The sequence below is a fragment of the Streptomyces sp. Ac-502 genome (genome assembly GCF_045222935.1).
Taxonomy (GTDB): domain Bacteria; phylum Actinomycetota; class Actinomycetes; order Streptomycetales; family Streptomycetaceae; genus Streptomyces; species Streptomyces monomycini.
This window is the reverse complement of the sequence record NZ_JBHFFO010000001.1, coordinates 7,896,492-7,913,807: the sequence shown is the minus strand read 5'-3', so window position 1 is coordinate 7,913,807 and position 17,316 is coordinate 7,896,492. Positions and strand designations below refer to the sequence as shown.

16 protein-coding genes and 4 pseudogenes are annotated in these 17,316 nt (G+C 73.9%); 14 read left to right on the top strand and 6 right to left on the bottom strand.

Annotated features, from left to right (window positions below; all coding sequences use genetic code 11):
- Positions 1-148: 148 nt before the first annotated feature.
- From ACEXOX_RS36000 to ACEXOX_RS35940, 13 genes and pseudogenes are all read left to right on the top strand, one after another.
- The gene (locus tag ACEXOX_RS36000) at positions 149-484 is read left to right on the top strand and encodes a TcmI family type II polyketide cyclase (RefSeq protein WP_406525034.1); all 336 of its coding nucleotides are present in this window, start codon (positions 149-151) and stop codon (positions 482-484) included.
- Between the two features lie 55 nt (positions 485-539).
- The gene (locus ACEXOX_RS35995) at positions 540-974 is read left to right on the top strand and encodes a cupin domain-containing protein (RefSeq protein WP_030019030.1); all 435 of its coding nucleotides are present in this window, start codon (positions 540-542) and stop codon (positions 972-974) included.
- Entirely contained in the window at positions 971-2,260 is a 1,290-nt protein-coding gene (locus ACEXOX_RS35990) for a beta-ketoacyl-[acyl-carrier-protein] synthase family protein (RefSeq protein WP_406525033.1), read from the top strand. The genes ACEXOX_RS35995 and ACEXOX_RS35990 overlap by 4 nt, the downstream gene beginning before the upstream one ends.
- Positions 2,257-3,654: a ketosynthase chain-length factor gene (locus ACEXOX_RS35985; RefSeq protein WP_406525032.1), complete on the top strand. Its 1,398-nt coding sequence runs from the start codon at positions 2,257-2,259 to the stop codon at positions 3,652-3,654. The genes ACEXOX_RS35990 and ACEXOX_RS35985 overlap by 4 nt, the downstream gene beginning before the upstream one ends.
- Positions 3,560-3,979: an SRPBCC family protein gene (locus ACEXOX_RS35980; protein WP_406526571.1), complete on the top strand. Its 420-nt coding sequence runs from the start codon at positions 3,560-3,562 to the stop codon at positions 3,977-3,979. Before ACEXOX_RS35985 ends, ACEXOX_RS35980 begins: the two co-directional genes overlap by 95 nt.
- 10 nt (positions 3,980-3,989) lie before the next feature.
- Positions 3,990-4,445, top strand: a complete 456-nt coding sequence (locus tag ACEXOX_RS35975; RefSeq protein ID WP_406525031.1) for an anthrone oxygenase family protein — start codon at positions 3,990-3,992, stop codon at positions 4,443-4,445.
- 57 nt (positions 4,446-4,502) lie between these two features.
- A pseudogene (locus ACEXOX_RS35970) lies at positions 4,503-5,246 on the top strand (SDR family NAD(P)-dependent oxidoreductase); the annotation flags it as partial.
- A gap of 7 nt (positions 5,247-5,253) precedes the next feature.
- Entirely contained in the window at positions 5,254-5,577 is a 324-nt protein-coding gene (locus ACEXOX_RS35965; protein WP_406525030.1) for an antibiotic biosynthesis monooxygenase family protein, read from the top strand.
- On the top strand, positions 5,567-5,878 hold the full coding sequence (locus tag ACEXOX_RS35960) for an antibiotic biosynthesis monooxygenase (protein ID WP_030019023.1): 312 nt from the start codon (positions 5,567-5,569) through the stop codon (positions 5,876-5,878). Before ACEXOX_RS35965 ends, ACEXOX_RS35960 begins: the two co-directional genes overlap by 11 nt.
- Positions 5,879-5,895: 17 nt before the next feature.
- A pseudogene (locus ACEXOX_RS35955) lies at positions 5,896-6,780 on the top strand (NAD(P)-dependent oxidoreductase); the annotation flags it as partial.
- Between the two features lie 127 nt (positions 6,781-6,907).
- Positions 6,908-8,113, top strand: a complete 1,206-nt coding sequence (locus tag ACEXOX_RS35950; protein WP_406525029.1) for a nucleotide disphospho-sugar-binding domain-containing protein — start codon at positions 6,908-6,910, stop codon at positions 8,111-8,113.
- A 127-nt stretch (positions 8,114-8,240) separates the two neighbouring features.
- Positions 8,241-8,351: pseudogene (locus ACEXOX_RS35945) on the top strand (AAA family ATPase); the annotation flags it as partial.
- A 127-nt stretch (positions 8,352-8,478) separates the two neighbouring features.
- Positions 8,479-9,437, top strand: a pseudogene (locus tag ACEXOX_RS35940) (ROK family protein).
- 61 nt (positions 9,438-9,498) lie between these two features.
- Here the strand turns inward: ACEXOX_RS35940 and ACEXOX_RS35935 are convergent.
- The 3 genes from ACEXOX_RS35935 to ACEXOX_RS35925 form a co-directional block, all read right to left on the bottom strand.
- Positions 9,499-10,281 (bottom strand): methyltransferase domain-containing protein, encoded by a 783-nt coding sequence (locus tag ACEXOX_RS35935; RefSeq protein WP_406525028.1) that lies wholly within the window; start codon positions 10,279-10,281, stop codon positions 9,499-9,501.
- Between the two features lie 161 nt (positions 10,282-10,442).
- Entirely contained in the window at positions 10,443-10,685 is a 243-nt protein-coding gene (locus ACEXOX_RS35930; protein WP_406525027.1) for a hypothetical protein, read from the bottom strand.
- A 354-nt stretch (positions 10,686-11,039) separates the two neighbouring features.
- Positions 11,040-11,894, bottom strand: coding sequence for an LLM class flavin-dependent oxidoreductase (locus ACEXOX_RS35925; RefSeq protein ID WP_406525026.1), 855 nt, complete (start codon positions 11,892-11,894; stop codon positions 11,040-11,042).
- Between the two features lie 260 nt (positions 11,895-12,154).
- On the opposite strand from ACEXOX_RS35925, the gene ACEXOX_RS35920 reads away from it, so the two are divergent.
- On the top strand, positions 12,155-13,369 hold the full coding sequence (locus ACEXOX_RS35920; protein ID WP_406525025.1) for an FAD-dependent oxidoreductase: 1,215 nt from the start codon (positions 12,155-12,157) through the stop codon (positions 13,367-13,369).
- Between the two features lie 212 nt (positions 13,370-13,581).
- Here the strand turns inward: ACEXOX_RS35920 and ACEXOX_RS35915 are convergent, their stop codons facing one another.
- The 3 genes from ACEXOX_RS35915 to ACEXOX_RS35905 form a co-directional block, all read right to left on the bottom strand.
- Positions 13,582-14,334: an SDR family NAD(P)-dependent oxidoreductase gene (locus tag ACEXOX_RS35915; RefSeq protein ID WP_030019018.1), complete on the bottom strand. Its 753-nt coding sequence runs from the start codon at positions 14,332-14,334 to the stop codon at positions 13,582-13,584.
- A gap of 281 nt (positions 14,335-14,615) precedes the next feature.
- Complete coding sequence (locus tag ACEXOX_RS35910) at positions 14,616-16,142, bottom strand: lysine N(6)-hydroxylase/L-ornithine N(5)-oxygenase family protein (RefSeq protein ID WP_406525024.1); 1,527 nt, start codon at positions 16,140-16,142, stop codon at positions 14,616-14,618.
- On the bottom strand, positions 16,135-17,148 hold the full coding sequence (locus ACEXOX_RS35905) for a methyltransferase (protein WP_406525023.1): 1,014 nt from the start codon (positions 17,146-17,148) through the stop codon (positions 16,135-16,137). Before ACEXOX_RS35905 ends, ACEXOX_RS35910 begins: the two co-directional genes overlap by 8 nt.
- Positions 17,149-17,316 lie beyond the last annotated feature (168 nt).

Below are 17,316 nucleotides of genomic sequence, written 5' to 3'. Positions count from 1 at the left end.
CCCCCAGTGCAGCCGAGCCGGCTCGCGGGCAGCTCAAGGGGCCGTACAGCAGCGGCGGACGGGCTGGACGCGTTTTCGAGCGGACCTCCAGACGCCGGTGCGACGGTCCCGACCGATGCTGTCCGTGGCACATTCCGGGAGGTACGCCGTGCACCGCACCCTGATCGTCGCCCGCCTCAAGCCCGACAAGACCGAGGACATCGCCCGGATCTTCGGCGAGTCCGACGCCACCGACCTGCCGCACCTGGTCGGCGTCTCGCGTCGCACCCTCTTCCGGTTCCACGGGCTCTACTTCCACCTCGTCGAGGCCGACCAGGACATCACGCCCAACCTGTACCGGGCCCGCAGCCACCCGCTCTACGAGGACGTCAACACGCGGCTGGCCGAGTGCGTCGAGCCCTACGACCCGGGCTGGAAGGAGCCCAAGGACGCGATGGCCGACCCCTTCTACATCTGGACGAAGGACGAGGGGCGGGTCAGGTGACGACCCCCGGACGCCACCGGACCCGCCCCACCGTCCCCGCCGGGAGGAAACACCCATGACCACCGCCATCACCCGGACCGTCAAGGTCCCAGCGGGCGAGGTCGCGCCCAACACCAAGCGCGGCGGCGACCTCCGCGTCACCCTCAGCCCCCGCACCGTCGGCTGCACCTCGGGCTTCGGCGGCGTGCTGACCCTGGAACCCGGTGACTTCGTCACCGAGCACTACCACCCGTACTCCGAGGAGTTCCTGCACGTCGTCGAGGGCGACCTGACGATGACGCTGGACGGTGAACCGATCGGGCTCACCGCCGGCGACTCGCTGCTGGTGCCCATCGGGGTACGGCACCGGCTGGTCAACACCGGCCAGAGCGCCGCGCGGTGCGCCTTCCACCTGTCGCCGCTGGCGCCGCGGCCGGAGCTCGGGCACGTGGACACCGAGGAGGCCCAGCGCCCCGGGGAGGCCAACCCGGACGTGAGCGGGGCGTCGTGAGACGACGGGCCGTCATCACCGGTATCGGCGCCGTGGTGCCGGGCGGGGTGGGCCGGGAGGCGTTCTGGGACCTGCTGTCCGAAGGGCGCACCGCCACCCGCCGCATCACCCTGTTCGACCCGGCCACTTTCCGCTCGCAGGTCGCCGCCGAGGTCGACTTCGACCCGGCCGCCGCGGGCCTGGAACCGCGCCAGATACGCCGGATGGACCGCGCCGCCCAGTTCGCCGTGGTCTCCGCCCGCGAGGCGGTCCAGGACAGCGGACTGGACTTCGCGGCGCTGCCGCCCGAGCGGCTCGCGGTGAGCATCGGCAGCGCGGTGGGCTGCACCATGGGGCTGGAGGAGGAGTACGTCGTGCTCAGCGACCGCGGCCGCAAGTGGCTGGTCGACCACGAGTACGGCGTACCGCACCTCTACGGCTACATGGTGCCCAGCACCCTGGCCGCCGAGGTCGCCTGGGAGGTCGGCGCCGAGGGGCCGGTCGCCCTGGTCTCGACCGGCTGCACCTCCGGCCTGGACTCCGTGGCACACGCGGTCCAGCTGATCGAGGAGGGCAGCGCGGACGTGGCGGTGGCCGGCGCCACCGACGCCCCGCTGTCCCCCATCACCTCGGCATGCTTCGACGCGATCAAGGCGACGTCACCGAACAACGCCGACCCCGAGCACGCCTCCCGCCCCTTCGACCGGGACCGGGACGGCTTCGTGCTCGCCGAGGGGGCGGCCGTACTGGTGCTGGAGGAGCGGACGGCCGCCGAGCGGCGGGGCGCCCGGATCTACGGGGAGATCGCCGGCTTCGCGAGCCGCAGCAACGCCTATCACATGACCGGGCTCAAGCCCGACGGGCGGGAGATGGCGGAGGCCGTCACGGTCGCCCTGGACCAGGCCCGGCTCGACCCCGGCGCCGTGGACTACGTCAACGCGCACGGGTCGGGCACCAAGCAGAACGACCGGCACGAGACGGCGGCGTTCAAGCGCAGCCTGGGGGCGCACGCCCACGACATCCCGGTGAGCTCCATCAAGTCCATGGTGGGCCATTCGCTGGGCGCGATCGGTTCGATCGAGGTGGCCGCCTGCGCGCTCGCCCTCGAACGGCAGGTCGTGCCGCCGACGGCCAACCTGCACCACGCGGACCCGGAGTGCGACCTGGACTACGTGCCGCTCACCGCGCGCAAGCACGCGATGGACGTGGTGCTGAGCGTCGGCAGCGGCTTCGGCGGTTTCCAGACCGCGATGCTGCTGGCGCGTCCGGGCACCGCGGCCGCCGCGGCCGGAAGGACCGACACATGACCCTCACCCGGCCCGCCCGGGCCCCGGTGTTCACCGGTATCGGCGTCGCCGCCCCGACGGGCCTCGGCGTCGAGGACCACTGGGCGGCGACCCTGGCCGGCCGTTCGGCGATCGGCCGGACCACCCGCTTCGACGTGTCCGGTTACCCCGTACCCCTGTCCGGCCAGGTACCGGGCTTCGACGCGCGGACCGCCGTACGGCCCGGCCGGCTGATCTCCCAGACCGACCACTGGACGCATCTGGCGCTCGCCGCCGCCGAGGAAGCGCTCGGGGACGCGGGCGTCGACCCGGCCGCGCTGCCCGAGTACGAGATGGCCGTGGTGACCTCCTCGTCCTCGGGCGGCACGGAGTTCGGCCAGCGGGAGATGACGGCGCTGTACCGGCACGACCCGTCCTGGGTCGGCGCCTACCAGTCGATCGCCTGGTTCTACGCGGCCACCACCGGCCAGCTCTCCATACGCCACGGGATGCGCGGCCCCTGCGGTGTCCTCGCCTGCGAACAGGCCGGCGGCCTCGACGCCATCGCCCAGGCCCGGCGGCTGACCGGCCGGGGCGCACGGCTGGTGCTCACCGGCGGCACGGACGCCTCGCTGTGCCCGTACGGCCTGACCGCGCAGCTGTCCACCGGGAAGCTGTCCACGGCCACCGATCCGGAGCGGGCCTACCTGCCGTTCGACGCCGGGGCGTGCGGCTACGTGCCCGGCGAGGGCGGCGCCGTCCTCGTCCTGGAGAGCGCCGAGGCCGCCGAGGCGCGCGGGGCCGGGACGGGGTACGGGCGGGTGCTCGGCCACGCCGCCGGATTCGACCCGCCGCCCGGCTCGGAGCGCCCCCGCGCGCTGCGCCGGGTCGTCGAACAGGCCCTGCGCGCCGCCCGGCTCACCCCGCGCGACATCGACGTGGTGTTCGCCGACGCGGCCGGGGTGCCCGCCGACGACCGTGCCGAGGCCGAGGCCGTCGCCGCCGTCTTCGGACCGTCGGCGATACCGGTCACGGCGCCGAAGACGCTCACCGGCCGGCTCTACGGCGGTGGCGCGCCGCTCGACGTGGCGACGGCTCTGCTGGCGCTGCGCGACGGGGTCGTCCCGCCCACCGTCGGCACCCGGCGCCCCGCCCCGGGACTGGAGATAGACCTGGTGACCGGAGCGCCACGGGAAGCGCCGCTGCGGCGGGCGCTGGTCCTGGCGCGCGGTCACGGGGGTTCACCTCGGCCCTGGTACTGGGCCGCTGACCAGCACGACGACATGAGGAGCACGCACCATGAGCGGACACACCGACAACGAGATCGTCATCGACGCCCCGATGGACCTGGTGTGGCGGATGACCAACGACGTGCCACAGTGGCCCGGCCTGTTCAGCGAGTACGCCGCCGCCGAGGTGCTGGAGCGGGACGGTGACACCGTGCTGTTCCGCCTGACGATGCACCCGGACGAGAACGGCCAGGTCTGGAGCTGGGTGTCCCGGCGGACGGCGGACGCCGCGAGCCGGACCGTGCGGGCCGAGCGGGTGGAGACCGGCCCGTTCGCGTACATGAAGATCTACTGGGAGTACGTCCAGGAGCCCGGCGGCGTACGGATGCGCTGGGTGCAGGACTTCCACATGAAGGACGCGGCCCCGGTCACCGACGAGCAGATGACCGAACGCCTCAACCGCAACACCACGGTGCAGATGGCCCTGATCAAGGAGAAGGTCGAGGCCGCCGCGCGCGCCCTCGTCCGCTGAGGGGCCCCGCGTGCTGACCCTGTTCGCTCCGCTGTCACTGCTGTTCAACGGGCTGGCTGCCGGTGTGCTGTTCGGCACCCAGCTCGGCGGCTTCCCCTATCTGGCCTCCCTGCCCGTCGACCGGTACGTGCACGCCCACGCGTTCTTCGGCACCCGTTACGACCCGGCGATGCCGCTCTGTCTGGTCGGCACGGTCGGCTGCGACACGGCGCTGGCGTTCCTGGCGCCGGAGCCCGCCGCGCGGGCGGCGTTCGCGGTGGCCGCCGTGCTGGCCGTGGCGACAGTCGTCATCTCGGTCACGCGCAACGCCCCGGTCAACCGGTGGATGCGCACCCTGGACCCGGACCGCTTGCCGGCCGACTTCGCCGACCCGCGCCCTGGTTGGGGCGCCTGGAACCGCCGGCGCAGCCTGCTGGCCGTCGCCGCCCTCCTGGCGAACTGCGCCGGCCTGGGCGTGCTCCTCTGACCCCCGTCCCCCACCCCTTCACCCTCTCCGCTTCGCCCCGTCCCCTACGGAGGAATCATGGAACTCGCACTGCGCGGAAAGAAAGCGCTGGTCACCGGCGGCACCCGGGGCATCGGCCGGGGCATCGTCCTCGCCCTGGCCCGGGCCGGTGCCGACGTCCTCACCTGCTACCGCTCCGACAGCGACTTCGTCGGCTCCCTGGAGGCCGAACTGAAGACGATCGGCGGTGACCACCACGTCGTACGGGCCGACCTGACCCGGCCGTCCGACGTGGCCGAGCTGCTGCGGCAGGCCGGGGAGCGGTACGGCAGGCTCGACCTGCTCGTCAACAACGCCGGCGCCATCAGCCACGTCCCCTACGCCGACCTGCCGCTGGAGGAGTGGGAACGCATCCTCCGCACCAACATCACCGGCACCCACCTCGTCGTCCAGCACGCGCTGCCGCTGCTCGGCGAGGGCTCCTCCGTCGTCAGCATCGGCTCCCGGGCCGTGGACGCGGGCGTACCGCTGCGCGCCCACTACACCGCCACCAAGGCCGCCGTCGTGGGCCTGAACCGCTCGCTGGCCCGGGAGTTCGGGCCCAAAGGCATCCGGTTCAACGTGGTCGCCTGCGGGGTCATCGAGACCGAGAACTTCCACGCGCTGCCCGAGGAACAGCGCACCCTGATGACCCAGCGCTACGGCGGGAAGACCGCCCTGGGCCGGCTCGGCAAGCCCGAGGAGGTCGCGGGCGCGGTGCTCTGGCTCGCCAGCGACCTGTCCCGCTACGTGACCGGCAACGTCATCGGCGTCGACGGGGGATCTCCTGATGACCTTCCGTGTGATGCTCCGGATGGAGATCGAGCCGGGCCGCGAGGACGACTTCGAGCGGGTGTGGCGCGAGGGCAGCGACGCGGTGACCGGGCATCCGGCCAGCCTCGGCCAGTCGCTCGCCCGGGCCACCGCCGAGGAGGGCACGTACTACATCGTCAGCGACTGGCTGGACGAGGCGCGGTTCCGGGAGTTCGAGGACAGCCCAGCGCACCTGGAGCACCGGGCCAAGCTCCACCCGTTCCGGCGCAGCGGCTCCTTCCACCCCATGGAGATGGTGGAGCACATCGAGGGCAGTGCGGTGGCGGGCCGTGCCCGGTGAGGCGCGGGTCATCGTCTACCAGGCCGCGTACGACGAGGCGCAGCTCGACGCGGTCCGGGCCGCCTACCACCAGGTCAGCGAGCGGATGGCGAAGGTGCCGGGGCTGCTCGGCAACGAGCTGCTGCGCAGCCCCGCGGACCCCACCGCGCTCGCGGTGATGAGCCGCTGGGAGTCCCTGGCCGCCTTCCTGGAGTGGGAGAAGGGCGCGGACCACCGCCAGGACACCGCGCCGCTGCGCCCGTTCCGCGACACCAGGACCGCCGCCCCGTTCGCCGTGTACGAGGTCGACGCCGCGTACTGAGGTACGCGCGCGCCGCCGTGTCGAAGGAGAGGAGTGCACATGGACCACCGGCAACTGGCGTTCATCGGCCTCGGAGCCATGGGCGGCGGGATGGCGCACCGGCTGCTGGAGAGCGGGTACGGGCTGACCGTCCACAACCGGACGGCCGGCAAGGCCGAACCGCTGCTGCGGGCCGGGGCGCGGGGCGCCGGCTCCCCGGGGCCGCCGCCGCGGGGCACCGGGTCGTCGTGCTGAGCCTGAGCGACGAACAGGCCGTCGAGGAGGTGCTGTTCGGCCAGGTGGTACCGGTCCTGGAGCCGGGGGCGCTCGTCGTCGACACCTCGACCGTCTCGCCCGGCTTCGCCCGGGAGGCGGCCGGGCGGCTGGCGGACCGGGGCCTGCGGCGCGTCGAGGCGTGCGTGGTGGGCAATCCGCCGCAGGCCCGCCGGGGTGAGCTGCGGGTCTTCGTGTCCGGGGCGGAGGCGGACCTGGCCGAGGTCCGGCCGGTGCTGGACGCGCTCGGCTCCCAGGTGGTGCACCTCGGCGCGCCGGGCACCGCGACCAGTCTCAAGATCGTGCTCAATCTGCTGCTCGGCGCCCAGGTCGCGTCGATGGCCGAGGCGGTCTCCTACGGGGTCGCGGCCGGTCTGGACCGGGAGCGGGTCCTCTCCACCATCGCGGAGTCCGGGTTCAGTTCCCTGGTCATGCGGTTCCGCGCGGACCTGATGCTGCGCGGCTCGTACGAGCCGGCGTTCTTCCGCGCCGACCTGATGGAGAAGGACATCGGCATCGCCATCCGGGCCGCCCGCGAGAGCGGGCTCGGGCTGCCGGTGCTGGACACCGTGCGGGAGCGGTTCGCGTCCGTGGTCGCCGCGGGCGACGGCGCCAAGGACGCCTCCGTCATCGTCGACCATTCCGCGTAGCCGGCCCACCGCGTACGGCCCGGTGTCTCCCCCGGTGGAGGCCGCCGGGCCGTACGCGGCGGGCCGTTTCCGGCCCTCTCCCCTGCCTGAGCGGGGCCATGTCGTCACGAAGGGACAAAGACGAGTCATGCGCGTACTGTTCACGTCCTGGGCCTGGCCCTCGCACCTGTACGCCCTCGTGCCGCTGGCCTCGGCCTTCCGGGCCGCCGGGCACGAGGTGCTGGTCGCCGGGCCGCCCGCGCTGAAGCCGGAGACGGACCGCACCGGGCTGCCGGGCGCGGTGGTCGGTACGGACACCGACGCGGCCGGCCTGGTGCGCGGCTACGTCTTGCCGTCCGCGGCCGTCGGCCCGTCGGCTCCGCCCTCCGGCGGAGAGCCCCTGCCGGGCAACAACGCTCCGCGCGCCCTGCGGATGGTCGCGGCACTCGCCGCGTCGATGACCGACGGCCTGGTGGAACTGGCCCGCGACTGGCGCGCGGACCTGGTGGTGTACGAGCCGACCGCGCTGGCCGGCCCGGTCGCCGCCGCGGCGGCCGGGGTGCCCGCGGTCCGGGTGCTGTACGGCACGGACCTGCTGGCGCGCGCCCGCGCGCTGCTGCCGCAGGCCGTGGCGCCGTTCCTGGAGCGGTACGGCATCGAGGGCTTCGACGCGCTCGGCACACTGACCGTCGACCCGTGCCCGGACGCCCTCCAACTCCCCGTCGCGTACCGGCGGATGCCGGTGCGGTACGTGCCGTACAACGGGTGTGGCGAGATCCCCCGGCCGCCGCTGCCGGACACCCCACCGGGAGTACGCCGGGCCCTGGTGACCTGGGGGCACACCATAGCCCGTCTCGACGGCCGGCTCTTCCTCGGCGGCCAGGCAGCCGCGGCGCTGGCGGGCCCTGGTGTCGAGGTGGTGCTCGCGGTGTCGGCCCGGCAGCGGGACCTGCTCGGCCCGGAACTGCTCGACGGGTCGGCGGGGGTACGCGTGGTGACGGACGTCCCCCTGCACGCGCTGGTGCCCTCGGCCGACCTGGTGGTGGCCCACGGCGGGGCCGGCACGGTGCTCACCTCGTTGCGGGCGGGCGTGCCGCTGCTGCTGGTCCCGCAACTGCCGGACCACAAGGGCCACGCCGGGCGGGTGGTGACCGTAGGGGCGGGCCGGGCGCTCACCCGTGACGAGGCCACCACCGAACGTCTTCGCTCGGAGGCGTACGAACTGCTGGACGACGACACGGCACAGGCCGCCGCGCGCCGCATGAGCGCCGACATGCTCGCCCGCCCGACGCCGGCGCAGGTCGCGGCGGAACTGTCACTCATGCTGCCGGTCCGCGCGGCGGGGAGCCACTGAGAAGCCCCCGGGCCCGAGACTCCACCGGCGCCGCACACGACGAGGGCCGCCCACCGGTTCGACGGACGCCGGCTCTGTCGGGAATCCTGGAGTTTCCCGAAGTCGCCGCGGTCCTTCGACTACGAGCGCGGCCATCGTGGACCGGCTTACCTTCGGCGGCGACATCACCGAGACCGGCACCGAGTCCTACCGTCTCCAGCAGGCCAAGGCCCAGGCCGAACACGCCGACGACGGCTGAGTTTGCTCTTTAGGGTGAGCTGGGGCTGGGGACAGTCCCAGCGGTGGGGAGTCATCCGTTGGCGCGAGCGGGAGACGGACGGTGCGGTGGACGCGCTGCGGGCAAGTGCTGATGGAGGTGGCGTCAAGTGGTGAGGGGCAGTGAGGTGGTGCTCGGGCTGGATATCGGTGGCACCACGGTGAAGACGGCTTTGCTGGCGCGGGACGGCACGGTCGTGGCCGAGGGGCGGTGTGCCACGGGGCCGGAGCGCGGGGGCGCGGCCGTGCTGGCCACGGTGCTGGAGCAGGCCGCATACGCGGTGGGCGAGGCCGGGGCCATGGGGGTGACGGTCCGGGCGGCGGGTATCGCCGCGTGCGGGCTGGTCGACGAGGAGCGCGGGACGGTGGAGTTCGCGCCGCACATCGGCTGGCAGGACGTGCCGTTGCGCCGGCTGGCCGCCGATCGTCTGGGGCTGCCGGTGGCGCTGGGCCACGATGTGCGGGCCGGCGGTCTGGCCGAGGCCCGTCGCGGGGCGGGCCGGGGCGAGGACGTCGTCTTCTTCGTCCCGCTGGGCACGGGCGTCGGTGGAGCGGTGCTGTGGCACGGCCGTCCGCTGCCGGGCAGTCACTGGCGCTCCGCGGAGATCGGGCATGTGGTGCTGCGACCCGGCGGTGATGTGTGCACGTGTGGTCAGCGGGGCTGCCTGGACACGTTCGCCGGCGGCACCGCGATCGCGCAGCGCTACCTCCAGCAGTGCGGCCCGGCGGCGGGCGGCCCGGCATCGGGGGTGGACACGGCGGAGGTGGCCCGCCGGGCGGCGGCCGGCGACCAGGTCGCCGCCCGGGTGTGGGGGAGGCCATCGAGGCGCTGGCCCAGGCCCTGGTGGCCGGCATCACGCTCTTCGATCCGGGCGTGCTCATCCTGGGGGGCGGGCTGAGCCAGGCGGGCGACCAGCTCCTGGTCCCCCTGCGCCGGCAGCTCGAACGACGGATGGCTTTCCAGGTCCTGCCCCGGCTCGTGCGGGCCGAGCTGGGCGAGGCCGCCGGCCGGATCGGCGCCGGCCTGCTGGCCTGGGACCTGGCAGGCGGCCCGGCCGCCCCCGGCTGACTCGGTCCGCACGCGGCCGCGGTCCGCGGTACGGGCCCGGAACGCACCGGCGGGCGCGCGGTCAGCCGGGTTTCTGCGCGACGACGAACAGGGACCGGTACGGCAGGACGGTCCCGAACTCTTGCCGGGGATACGCCTGGCGCAGCAGCCCCGCGTACTGGGCCAGGAACTCGCGCAGCTCACCGGCCGGCAGACGGGCCAGTTCCCGCGGCAGGCCGATGCCCCGCATCCACCGGAGCACGGCATCGGCGCCCGGCAGGACGTGCCGGTAGACGGTCTCCCACACCGTCACCCGGCAGCCCAGGCCCAGCAGGACGCGCCGGTACTCTTCCGGGTCCGCGACCCATTTCGTCGGATACACCAGCGGGCCGATCCGCTCGCGCCACCGCGGCGCCGCGCACAACTCGCTCAGCAGCGACTGCCGCGGCACTCCGGAATCCGCCGGGACCTGGAACGCGAACCAGCCCGCGGGCTTCAGCAGGCCCAGATACCGTTCGAAGAGCTCGGTGTGCCGCGCGACGCACTGCAGGGCGGCGCTGGAGACCAGCACATCCAGCGGCTCCGCCGGCCGCCAGTCGCACACGTCCGCGAGCTGGAAGCCCAGCTTTCCGGGAACGGCGTGGCGGCCCGCGGCCGCCAGCATCCGCGGCGACTGGTCCACCCCGGTGATCCGCGCGAAAGGCCAGCACTCCCGCAGGTAGACCGTGCAATCCCCGGGGCCGCACCCCAGATCCGCCACGGTCTCCGGCGCGGGCGCCCGGATACGCGAGACCAGATCGGCGAACGTCTGCCGGCGCTGCTCACCCGTGGCCAGATAACACTCCAGCTCCCACAAGTCGGCCATGCTCCCCCTCCGGGCCTGCCATCCGTCCCGTACCGAGCAGAACAACAGCCCGCGGAGGCTACACCCGATGCAGGAGGCAAGACGAGACGGCCTCGCCGGACCCTGGCTTCCGCCTCGATACGCCGCCGTCCTGCTGAGCCGCCGACGCAAACGTTGATCGGTCAGGCCCGGGCCGGTCCCGTCCTCGCGGGACCGGACAGGCGTTCCGGCCCGTGCTGCCCGAGGTGCTCGATCAGCCGGACGGCGTCCCCTCCGGTGGCGAGGATCCTGGTCTTGGGGTGGGTGGGGTTCGCGGCGCGGACGGCCTCGGTGATCAGTTCCAGCCGGGTCTGGTCGCGCACTGCGGCCAGGACGTGGGTGGAGTCCGTGCGCTGGGTGGTGCGCTCGCGGACGAGACCGGCCACCTTCAGGCGCGCGAGCGCGAGGTCGGGTAGACGGTCGGCTCGGCCGTCCTCGGAGAGCCTTGGACGGCCATCACGCGGTTACCAGTCGGCGAAGTCCTCGTCACGCCACAGCCCGCCCAGGTGGTCTCTCACCCACATCGCCGTCGTACCGCCCGGGTTGCTCGCCCGCGCCATCCGCACGGTCGGAGAAGGGCCTTGCTCACCAGAACGGGCGTGGAGCGACAACGGGCACCTCGACAACCGCATCGGTCCCTGAACAGAGCCGAGCCTGCCCGTTGATCATGCTGCCCCGCCGGGGATCCTGAAGATCCCCGACAGAGTCGGCGTCCGGTTCGACGGTGGGCGGCCCTCGGCTCAGAGCACGGCTTCCGCCAGGGACTCCAGGTGCCGCGGGTCGGCGGAGCACGGCATCAGGATCAGTTCGTCGCAGCCGAGGTCCGCGTAGCTCTGGGCGAGGTCCGCCAGTTCCTGCCGGTCGGTGACGGCCATGGAGGCGATGCGCTGGGCGAAGGGGCCCGCGAAGGCGTAGTAGTCGCCGAGGTACGCCTGGGCCAGCTCGCGCGCGCCGGGGCCGAGCGCGGCGTAGGCGAGCGACACCAGCCGCGGCCGGCCGGCGCGGCCCTCCTCCTTCCACGCCTCGCGGGCCCGTGCGACCAGGTCGCCGTACGCCGACGCGGAGCTGCCGCCGCAGAACCAGCCGTCGCCGAGGCGGGCGGCCCGCCGCATCGCCGCCGGCGAGTGGCCGCCGACCAGCAACTGCGGCTGCCAGGAGCCCAGTTCGGGGCCGATGCCGGACACCTCGCCCTTGCCCTGCCAGATGTCGCGCAGTTCGGCGAGCTGGGCGTCCAGCCGGCGTCCGCGGTCGTGGTAGGTGGCGTCCACGGCCTGGAAGTCGTCCTCGCGGCCGCCCGCGGCGACGCCCAGCACCAGCCGGCCGCCGGACAGCGCCGAGACGGTGGCCGCCTGTTTGGCCAGCAGCGCCGTCTGGGTGCGGTAGGGGGCGATGAGGATGCCGGTCGTCAGGCGTACGCGTTCGGTCACCGCGGCGGCGGCGGCCAGGGCCGTGAGCGGTTCGTAGTTGTCGTAGACGAGCCGGTCGATCACGCCGAGACTGGCGAATCCGGCGTCCTCGGCCCGGCGGGCCCAGGCGGCCAGCGCGGGGCCGTCCTTGTCCGGGACCGTCGTCGGCAGGCCCAACCCGAATTCCATACCTGATCAGCTCCTTGTGTGTGCGGTGGGGCACGGTGTGCCGGGCGGGGCGGGGTGTCGGCGCAGTCCGCCGCCCGCCGAGACCGCGGGCCCCGGCGCACCGGCCGCGGGCCCGGCCGGGTCCGGTGGGACCCGGGCGTGCGGCCACCTTGCAGGCGCCGTCTCGAAGGCGCGTCCAGTTCCGGTGGACGGACTTTCCAGGGATTTCCGAGCCGCCGTCCGCACAGTGGGCCGACACACCGTGCGAGAGGAGCGTGCCGATGGGCCGGAACGGAATGCGGGTCCTGGTGGTCGGAGGGGGCGTCGGCGGTCTGTGCCTCGCGCAGGGCCTGCGCGGCGCCGGGGTGGACGTCACGGTCTTCGAACGGGACGGCGGCCCGGACGAACGGCGCCAGGGGTACCGGCTGCGGATCAGCCCGGAGGGCGAGGCGTCGCTGCGCGCCTGCCTGCCGCCGCCGTTGTGCGAACTGCTCGTGGCCACCGCGCACCGGCGCGGCGAGAGCGGCCTCGACGCGTACGACGAACACCTCACCCCTCAGTGGACGCCCGGCTTCGACGATCCGCGGGGCGAGCGGCCGGACAAGATCGACGCGGTGGACCGGGACGTGCTGCGCCGGATCCTGCTGGCCGGGCTGGAGCCGGTGGTCCGGTACGGCAGGACCTTCACGCGCTGCGAACGGCTGCCGGGCGGCGGGGTGCGGGCGTACTTCGCCGACGGCAGCAGCGCCGAGGGGGACGTCCTGGTAGCGGCGGACGGGGCCAACTCGCAGGTACGGGAGCAGTTCCTGCCCGGCCGCCGGCCCGCCGACCTGGGCGTACGGACGGTGTTCTCGCGCATCACGCGCGCGGACGCGGTGCGCGCGGGGCTGCCGGAGCCGCTGCGGGACCGTTTCAGCTATGTGATCGGCACGGACGGCAGCCATCTCGGGCTGATGCCGATGTCGTTCCGGGACGGGGTGCGCGGGACGGCGGCCCGGCTGTGCCCGGGGCTGACGCTGCCGGAGACCGGGGACTACTACATGGCGGTGCTGAACGTGCACCGGGCGGACCTGGGGATGCCGGACGCGGAGTTCTTCGCCCTGGACGGGCCCGGCCTGTGCCGTTTCGCGGCCGCCCGGACCGCGGCCTGGCACCCGGGGCTGCGCGGCGTCTTCCAGCACGCCCGGCCCGAGCTCACCTTCGGCGTGGCCCTGCGGGCGCACACGCCCGTGCTGCCCTGGGAGACCGGCCCGGTCGTCCCGCTGGGGGACGCGGTGCACACGATGCCGCCTTCGGGCGGGGTCGGCGCCAACACCGCGGTACGGGACGCCGCGGCGCTGACCGAGGCGCTGACCGCGGTGGACCGGGGCGAGCGCGGCCTCGCGGACGCGGTGGCGGCTTATCAGAAGGCCATGGTGGAGTACGCGACCGAGGGCGTGGAGATGTCGCTGCGCATCGCGCGCTGGTCGATCAAGAAAGTGGACGTCGGCGGGTGAACGGCCGGGGGCCCGGGGCCGGTCGCCCGGCCCCGGGCCCTCGCGTTGCGGGAGACCTGGCCCGCAGGCCACCGCCCCGGACCCTCGCGTGCGGGAGGCGCGGCCCGCAGGCCGCCGCCCCGGCCGCGCCGCCCGTGCCGTCGGCTCGCCCGGCTGCCCCGGCCGGGGAAGTCCGGGGCAGCCTGGTGGGCCGACGGCGCGGGCGGCGCGGGTCAGCGCCCGCCGGCGGTGTGGACGACCTCGCCGTTGACGTTGCCGTTGCCGTCCGAACCCAGGAAGACGATGAGGCGCGCGACCTCCTCCGCGGTGGTCAGCCGCCCGCTGGGGGTCTCCCCGGCGCTCTTCTCGATGACCGCCGGGTCCACGCCGGCGAGCTGTTCGGTGATCGTGCCGCCGGGGGCCACCACGTTGACGAGGATGCCGTCGTGGTTCCACATCAGGCCGCGGGCGAAGCCGTGCAGCGCCGACTTGGCGGCGCTGTAGATCTCGGATCCCGGCATGCCCGCGGTCGCGGTGACCGAGGAGAGCAGCACGACCCGCCCCCAGCCACGCTCGCGCATGCCGCGCAGGGCCTGCCGGACGGTGAGGATGTGCCCCTCGACGTTGGCGCGCATCTTGCCGAACCACTCGTCGGTCGGCAGGTCCTCCAGCGGCGGCTGCTGGTCGGGGTCGACCCACACCCATGTCTGGGCGTTGGCGACGACCACGTCGATCCCGCCCCAGCGGTCCTCGGCGGCCCGGACGCCGGCGGTCACGGACTCCGGGTCGCCGAGGTCCAGGCGGACGGCGTGGGCACGCTCGGCGCCGCCCAGCTCCTCCACCACGGCCTTCGCGGCGGACTCGCCGGTGTGGTAGGTGACGATCACCCGGGCGCCCTCGGCGGCGAAGGCCTTCGCGGCGGCCCTGCCGATGCCGCGCGTCGCGCCGGTCACCAGAACCCGCTTGTCCTGCAAGCCCAGATCCATCGTTCGCCTCTCTGCCTGAATACGGTCGTGCCGATGTGGTGCGGTGCCGTGGCTGCACGGCGGGAGCCGGGCGCGTGCGGCCGCCCACCGGGCGTGACGCCTCGTCATGCGGCGTACCACGAAGCCCGGTTCAGGGACTCGCGGGCGCCCCGGCCGATTTAGCTTGGCAGCCGAGTAGCTAGATTGTCAAGAGAGTTGGGCGCGGGGGCCGCGGGACAGGTCCGTAAGACCGTTCGGAGCCGGGTCCGTGAGACCGTTCATTCGAAGCCGGGCCCGCCCGCTCAGAGCCAGGCCGTGCTGACGTGCTCGTCCCGGATCACGTACACCTCCCGGTCCAGCACGGAGTTGAGGATCGTGGCGGCCCGCACCGCCAGCAGGCTCAGGTTGGGGTCGGCTATCCCGTGCCCGGTCCGGCTGCGGTTCTGCACGTAGAGCCGGTTGTGCTCGGCGTACTTCCACCGCACCGAGTAGTCGGCCTCCAGCACCGGCTGGCCCTCCTCGTCCAGCTCCGCCAGCGCGAGCAGTTCCGGGGCGAGCGGCAGGTCCGCAGCCTCCCGGCCGGTGGCGAGCACCACCAGGGGCGCCGCGTGCCGTTCCCGGCCGCCCCAGTCCCGTTCGCACCACAGGACGAGCTGGCCGTCACGCTCGCAGGCCCGCACCACGTCGCGCCCGGGCAGCAGCATGACCGGGTAGCGCCCCTCGCGCAGGTACGTCTCGTAGTTGAGCTGGTAGATCTGCTGGATCGTGCTCAGGGAGATGCCGTCGCTGGTGAGCTGCTGCTCGGCCACGTACCGCCGCCGTACCTCCGCGGGCAGGCCGTGGAAGAACCGCAGGTAGGTGGGCCGGAAGAAGTCGTTGGCCGAGGGCGAGTCGTCCATCGGCGCGAACCAGTTGCGCCGGCCGATCCACCGGATGTCCCGGAAGCCGTGCTGGATCAGTTCCAGCACGGACTCGGCACCGGTCTGCCCGCCGCCGACGACCACGGCCGGCTGGTACGGCAGTACGGCGGCGCCGCGCAGCCGGGCGTGCAGCCGCTCGGCCAGGACGAGCCCGTCGGCGGCGACGCCGTCGAAGCAGGCCGGGACGCGCGGGCGGGTGCCCAGGCCGAGGACGACGTGGTCCGCGGTGGCCACCGGACCGTCCGGGCCGTGCAGCACGAACCGCCCGGCGGCCCCGGCCCCGGTGTGGCCGATGCGCTCGACGGGGCTGCCGTACCGGACCGTGCCCAGTTCACCGGCCGCCCAGGCGAGGTAACGGGCGAACTCCAGCCGCGGGATCTCCTCGTACTGGGCGTTGATGAAGGAGTACATGCGCCCGCCGGCCACCAGGTAGTTCAGGAACGACAGCCGGTTGGTCGGGTCGACCAGGGTCACCAGGTCCTTGAGCCAGGAGGTCTGCAGGCGGGTGCCCTCGCTGAGCTGGCCGGGGTGCCAGGCCGCCGAGGACCGCCGTTCGTAGAGCCGGACCCCGCCGGGGACCTCCCGCTCGCCGAGCGCGGCGAGACTCAGGTTGGCCGGGCCGGCCCCGATGCCGGCCACCGTGTGATGGGGCAGCCGGGCGCCGGACCGGTCCCCCGGCACTGCGACGGGCTGCTGGCGCTGCTCGCTCATCATTCTCCTCCCGGCCACGGGTGCGCAGGTTTCCGACGGGCCGTCGTCGGTACGGCCCAGGGTCCGCAGCGCGGATCGGGCGGCGGTCGAGAGCGGGCGGAGCGCGGGGGCCGGGCCACCGCCCGCGTCCAGCGGGAGCCGGGCGCCGGAGCCGCCGCCCCGCGGCGGCCGGGCGGCGGCTCCGGCGCGCTCAGGCACCCTTGCGGCAGATCACCAGGGTGTCGTAGTCGCTCAGCGGGGTGACCTCGGTGCTCACGAACCCGGCCTGCTCGGCGGCCGCCGTGATCTCGGAGGCCTGGTACTCCTCGCCGCCGTCGGTGACCAGCAGCATGTCCAGGCTGATGACGAGGTTCTCGATGTGGGCCGGCTCGTCCTCCAGCATCCGGTCGTAGATCAGCAGGGTGCCGCCCGGGTTGACCGCCTCGTACGCCTTGCCGACCAGGAAGGCCCGCTGCTCGCGGTCCCAGTCGTGCAGGACGTGGCCCAGCAGGACGACGTCCGCGTGCGGCAGCGGGTCCTCGAAGAAACTGCCGCCGGTGAACGCGACCCGGCCGGTCAGGCCGCGCTCGGCCACCTTCTCGTCGAACAGCGGCGCCATCGCGGGCAGGTCGAAGACGTGCCCGGTCAGGTGCGGGTGCGCCTGGACGATCAGGGAGCACAGGTTGCCGCGGGCGCCGCCCACGTCCAGCACCGAACCGTGGCCGGACCAGTCGTACTTCTGCGCCAGCTCCGGCCCCACCACGTTGGTCAGCCCGTCCATCATGCCGACGAACTGCCGCAGCACGGCGGGGTTCCGGGTCACCTGCCCGAAGTCGCTGCCGGACTGCTGCTTCCCGGTGCGCAGCCCTTCCGCGAGCCGGCCCCAGGCCGGGTAGAGGTTGCGGTTGGAGCGCTCCAGGAACCCGCCGACGTACCCCGGCGCGCCCTGGACGAGGAAGGCGTCCGAGCCCGGCGCGTTGCGGTACCGGCCGTCGGCGCGCTCCAGCACGCCCAGCGCGGTCAGCAGGTCGAGGAAGTCGGACAGCCCCCGGCCGTGCAGGCCGAGCGCGGTACGGATCTCCTCGTGCGTCGAGGGTCCCTTCTCGTGGAGCGTGCTGAACAGCCGCAGCTCGACGGCGGTCAGCAGCGCCTTGGCGTCGCAGAACATGTTGCCCAACCGGATGATTCCGGCGGGGGTGGTGACATCGGGCAGGGTGTGCGTCATGCGCGAGGCTCCTTCCGGCACCGACCGTGGCCTGGTGCCACACGGTCGGCGGGACCCTCGCAGCCGCGGGTCGAGCACCCCTTGAGAATCCGCCGGGCGTACGGAGGGCCGTCCTCCAGCACTGCTCGAGGGCGCGCCAGTACTCCTCGAAGGGCGCCCAGCGGCCGG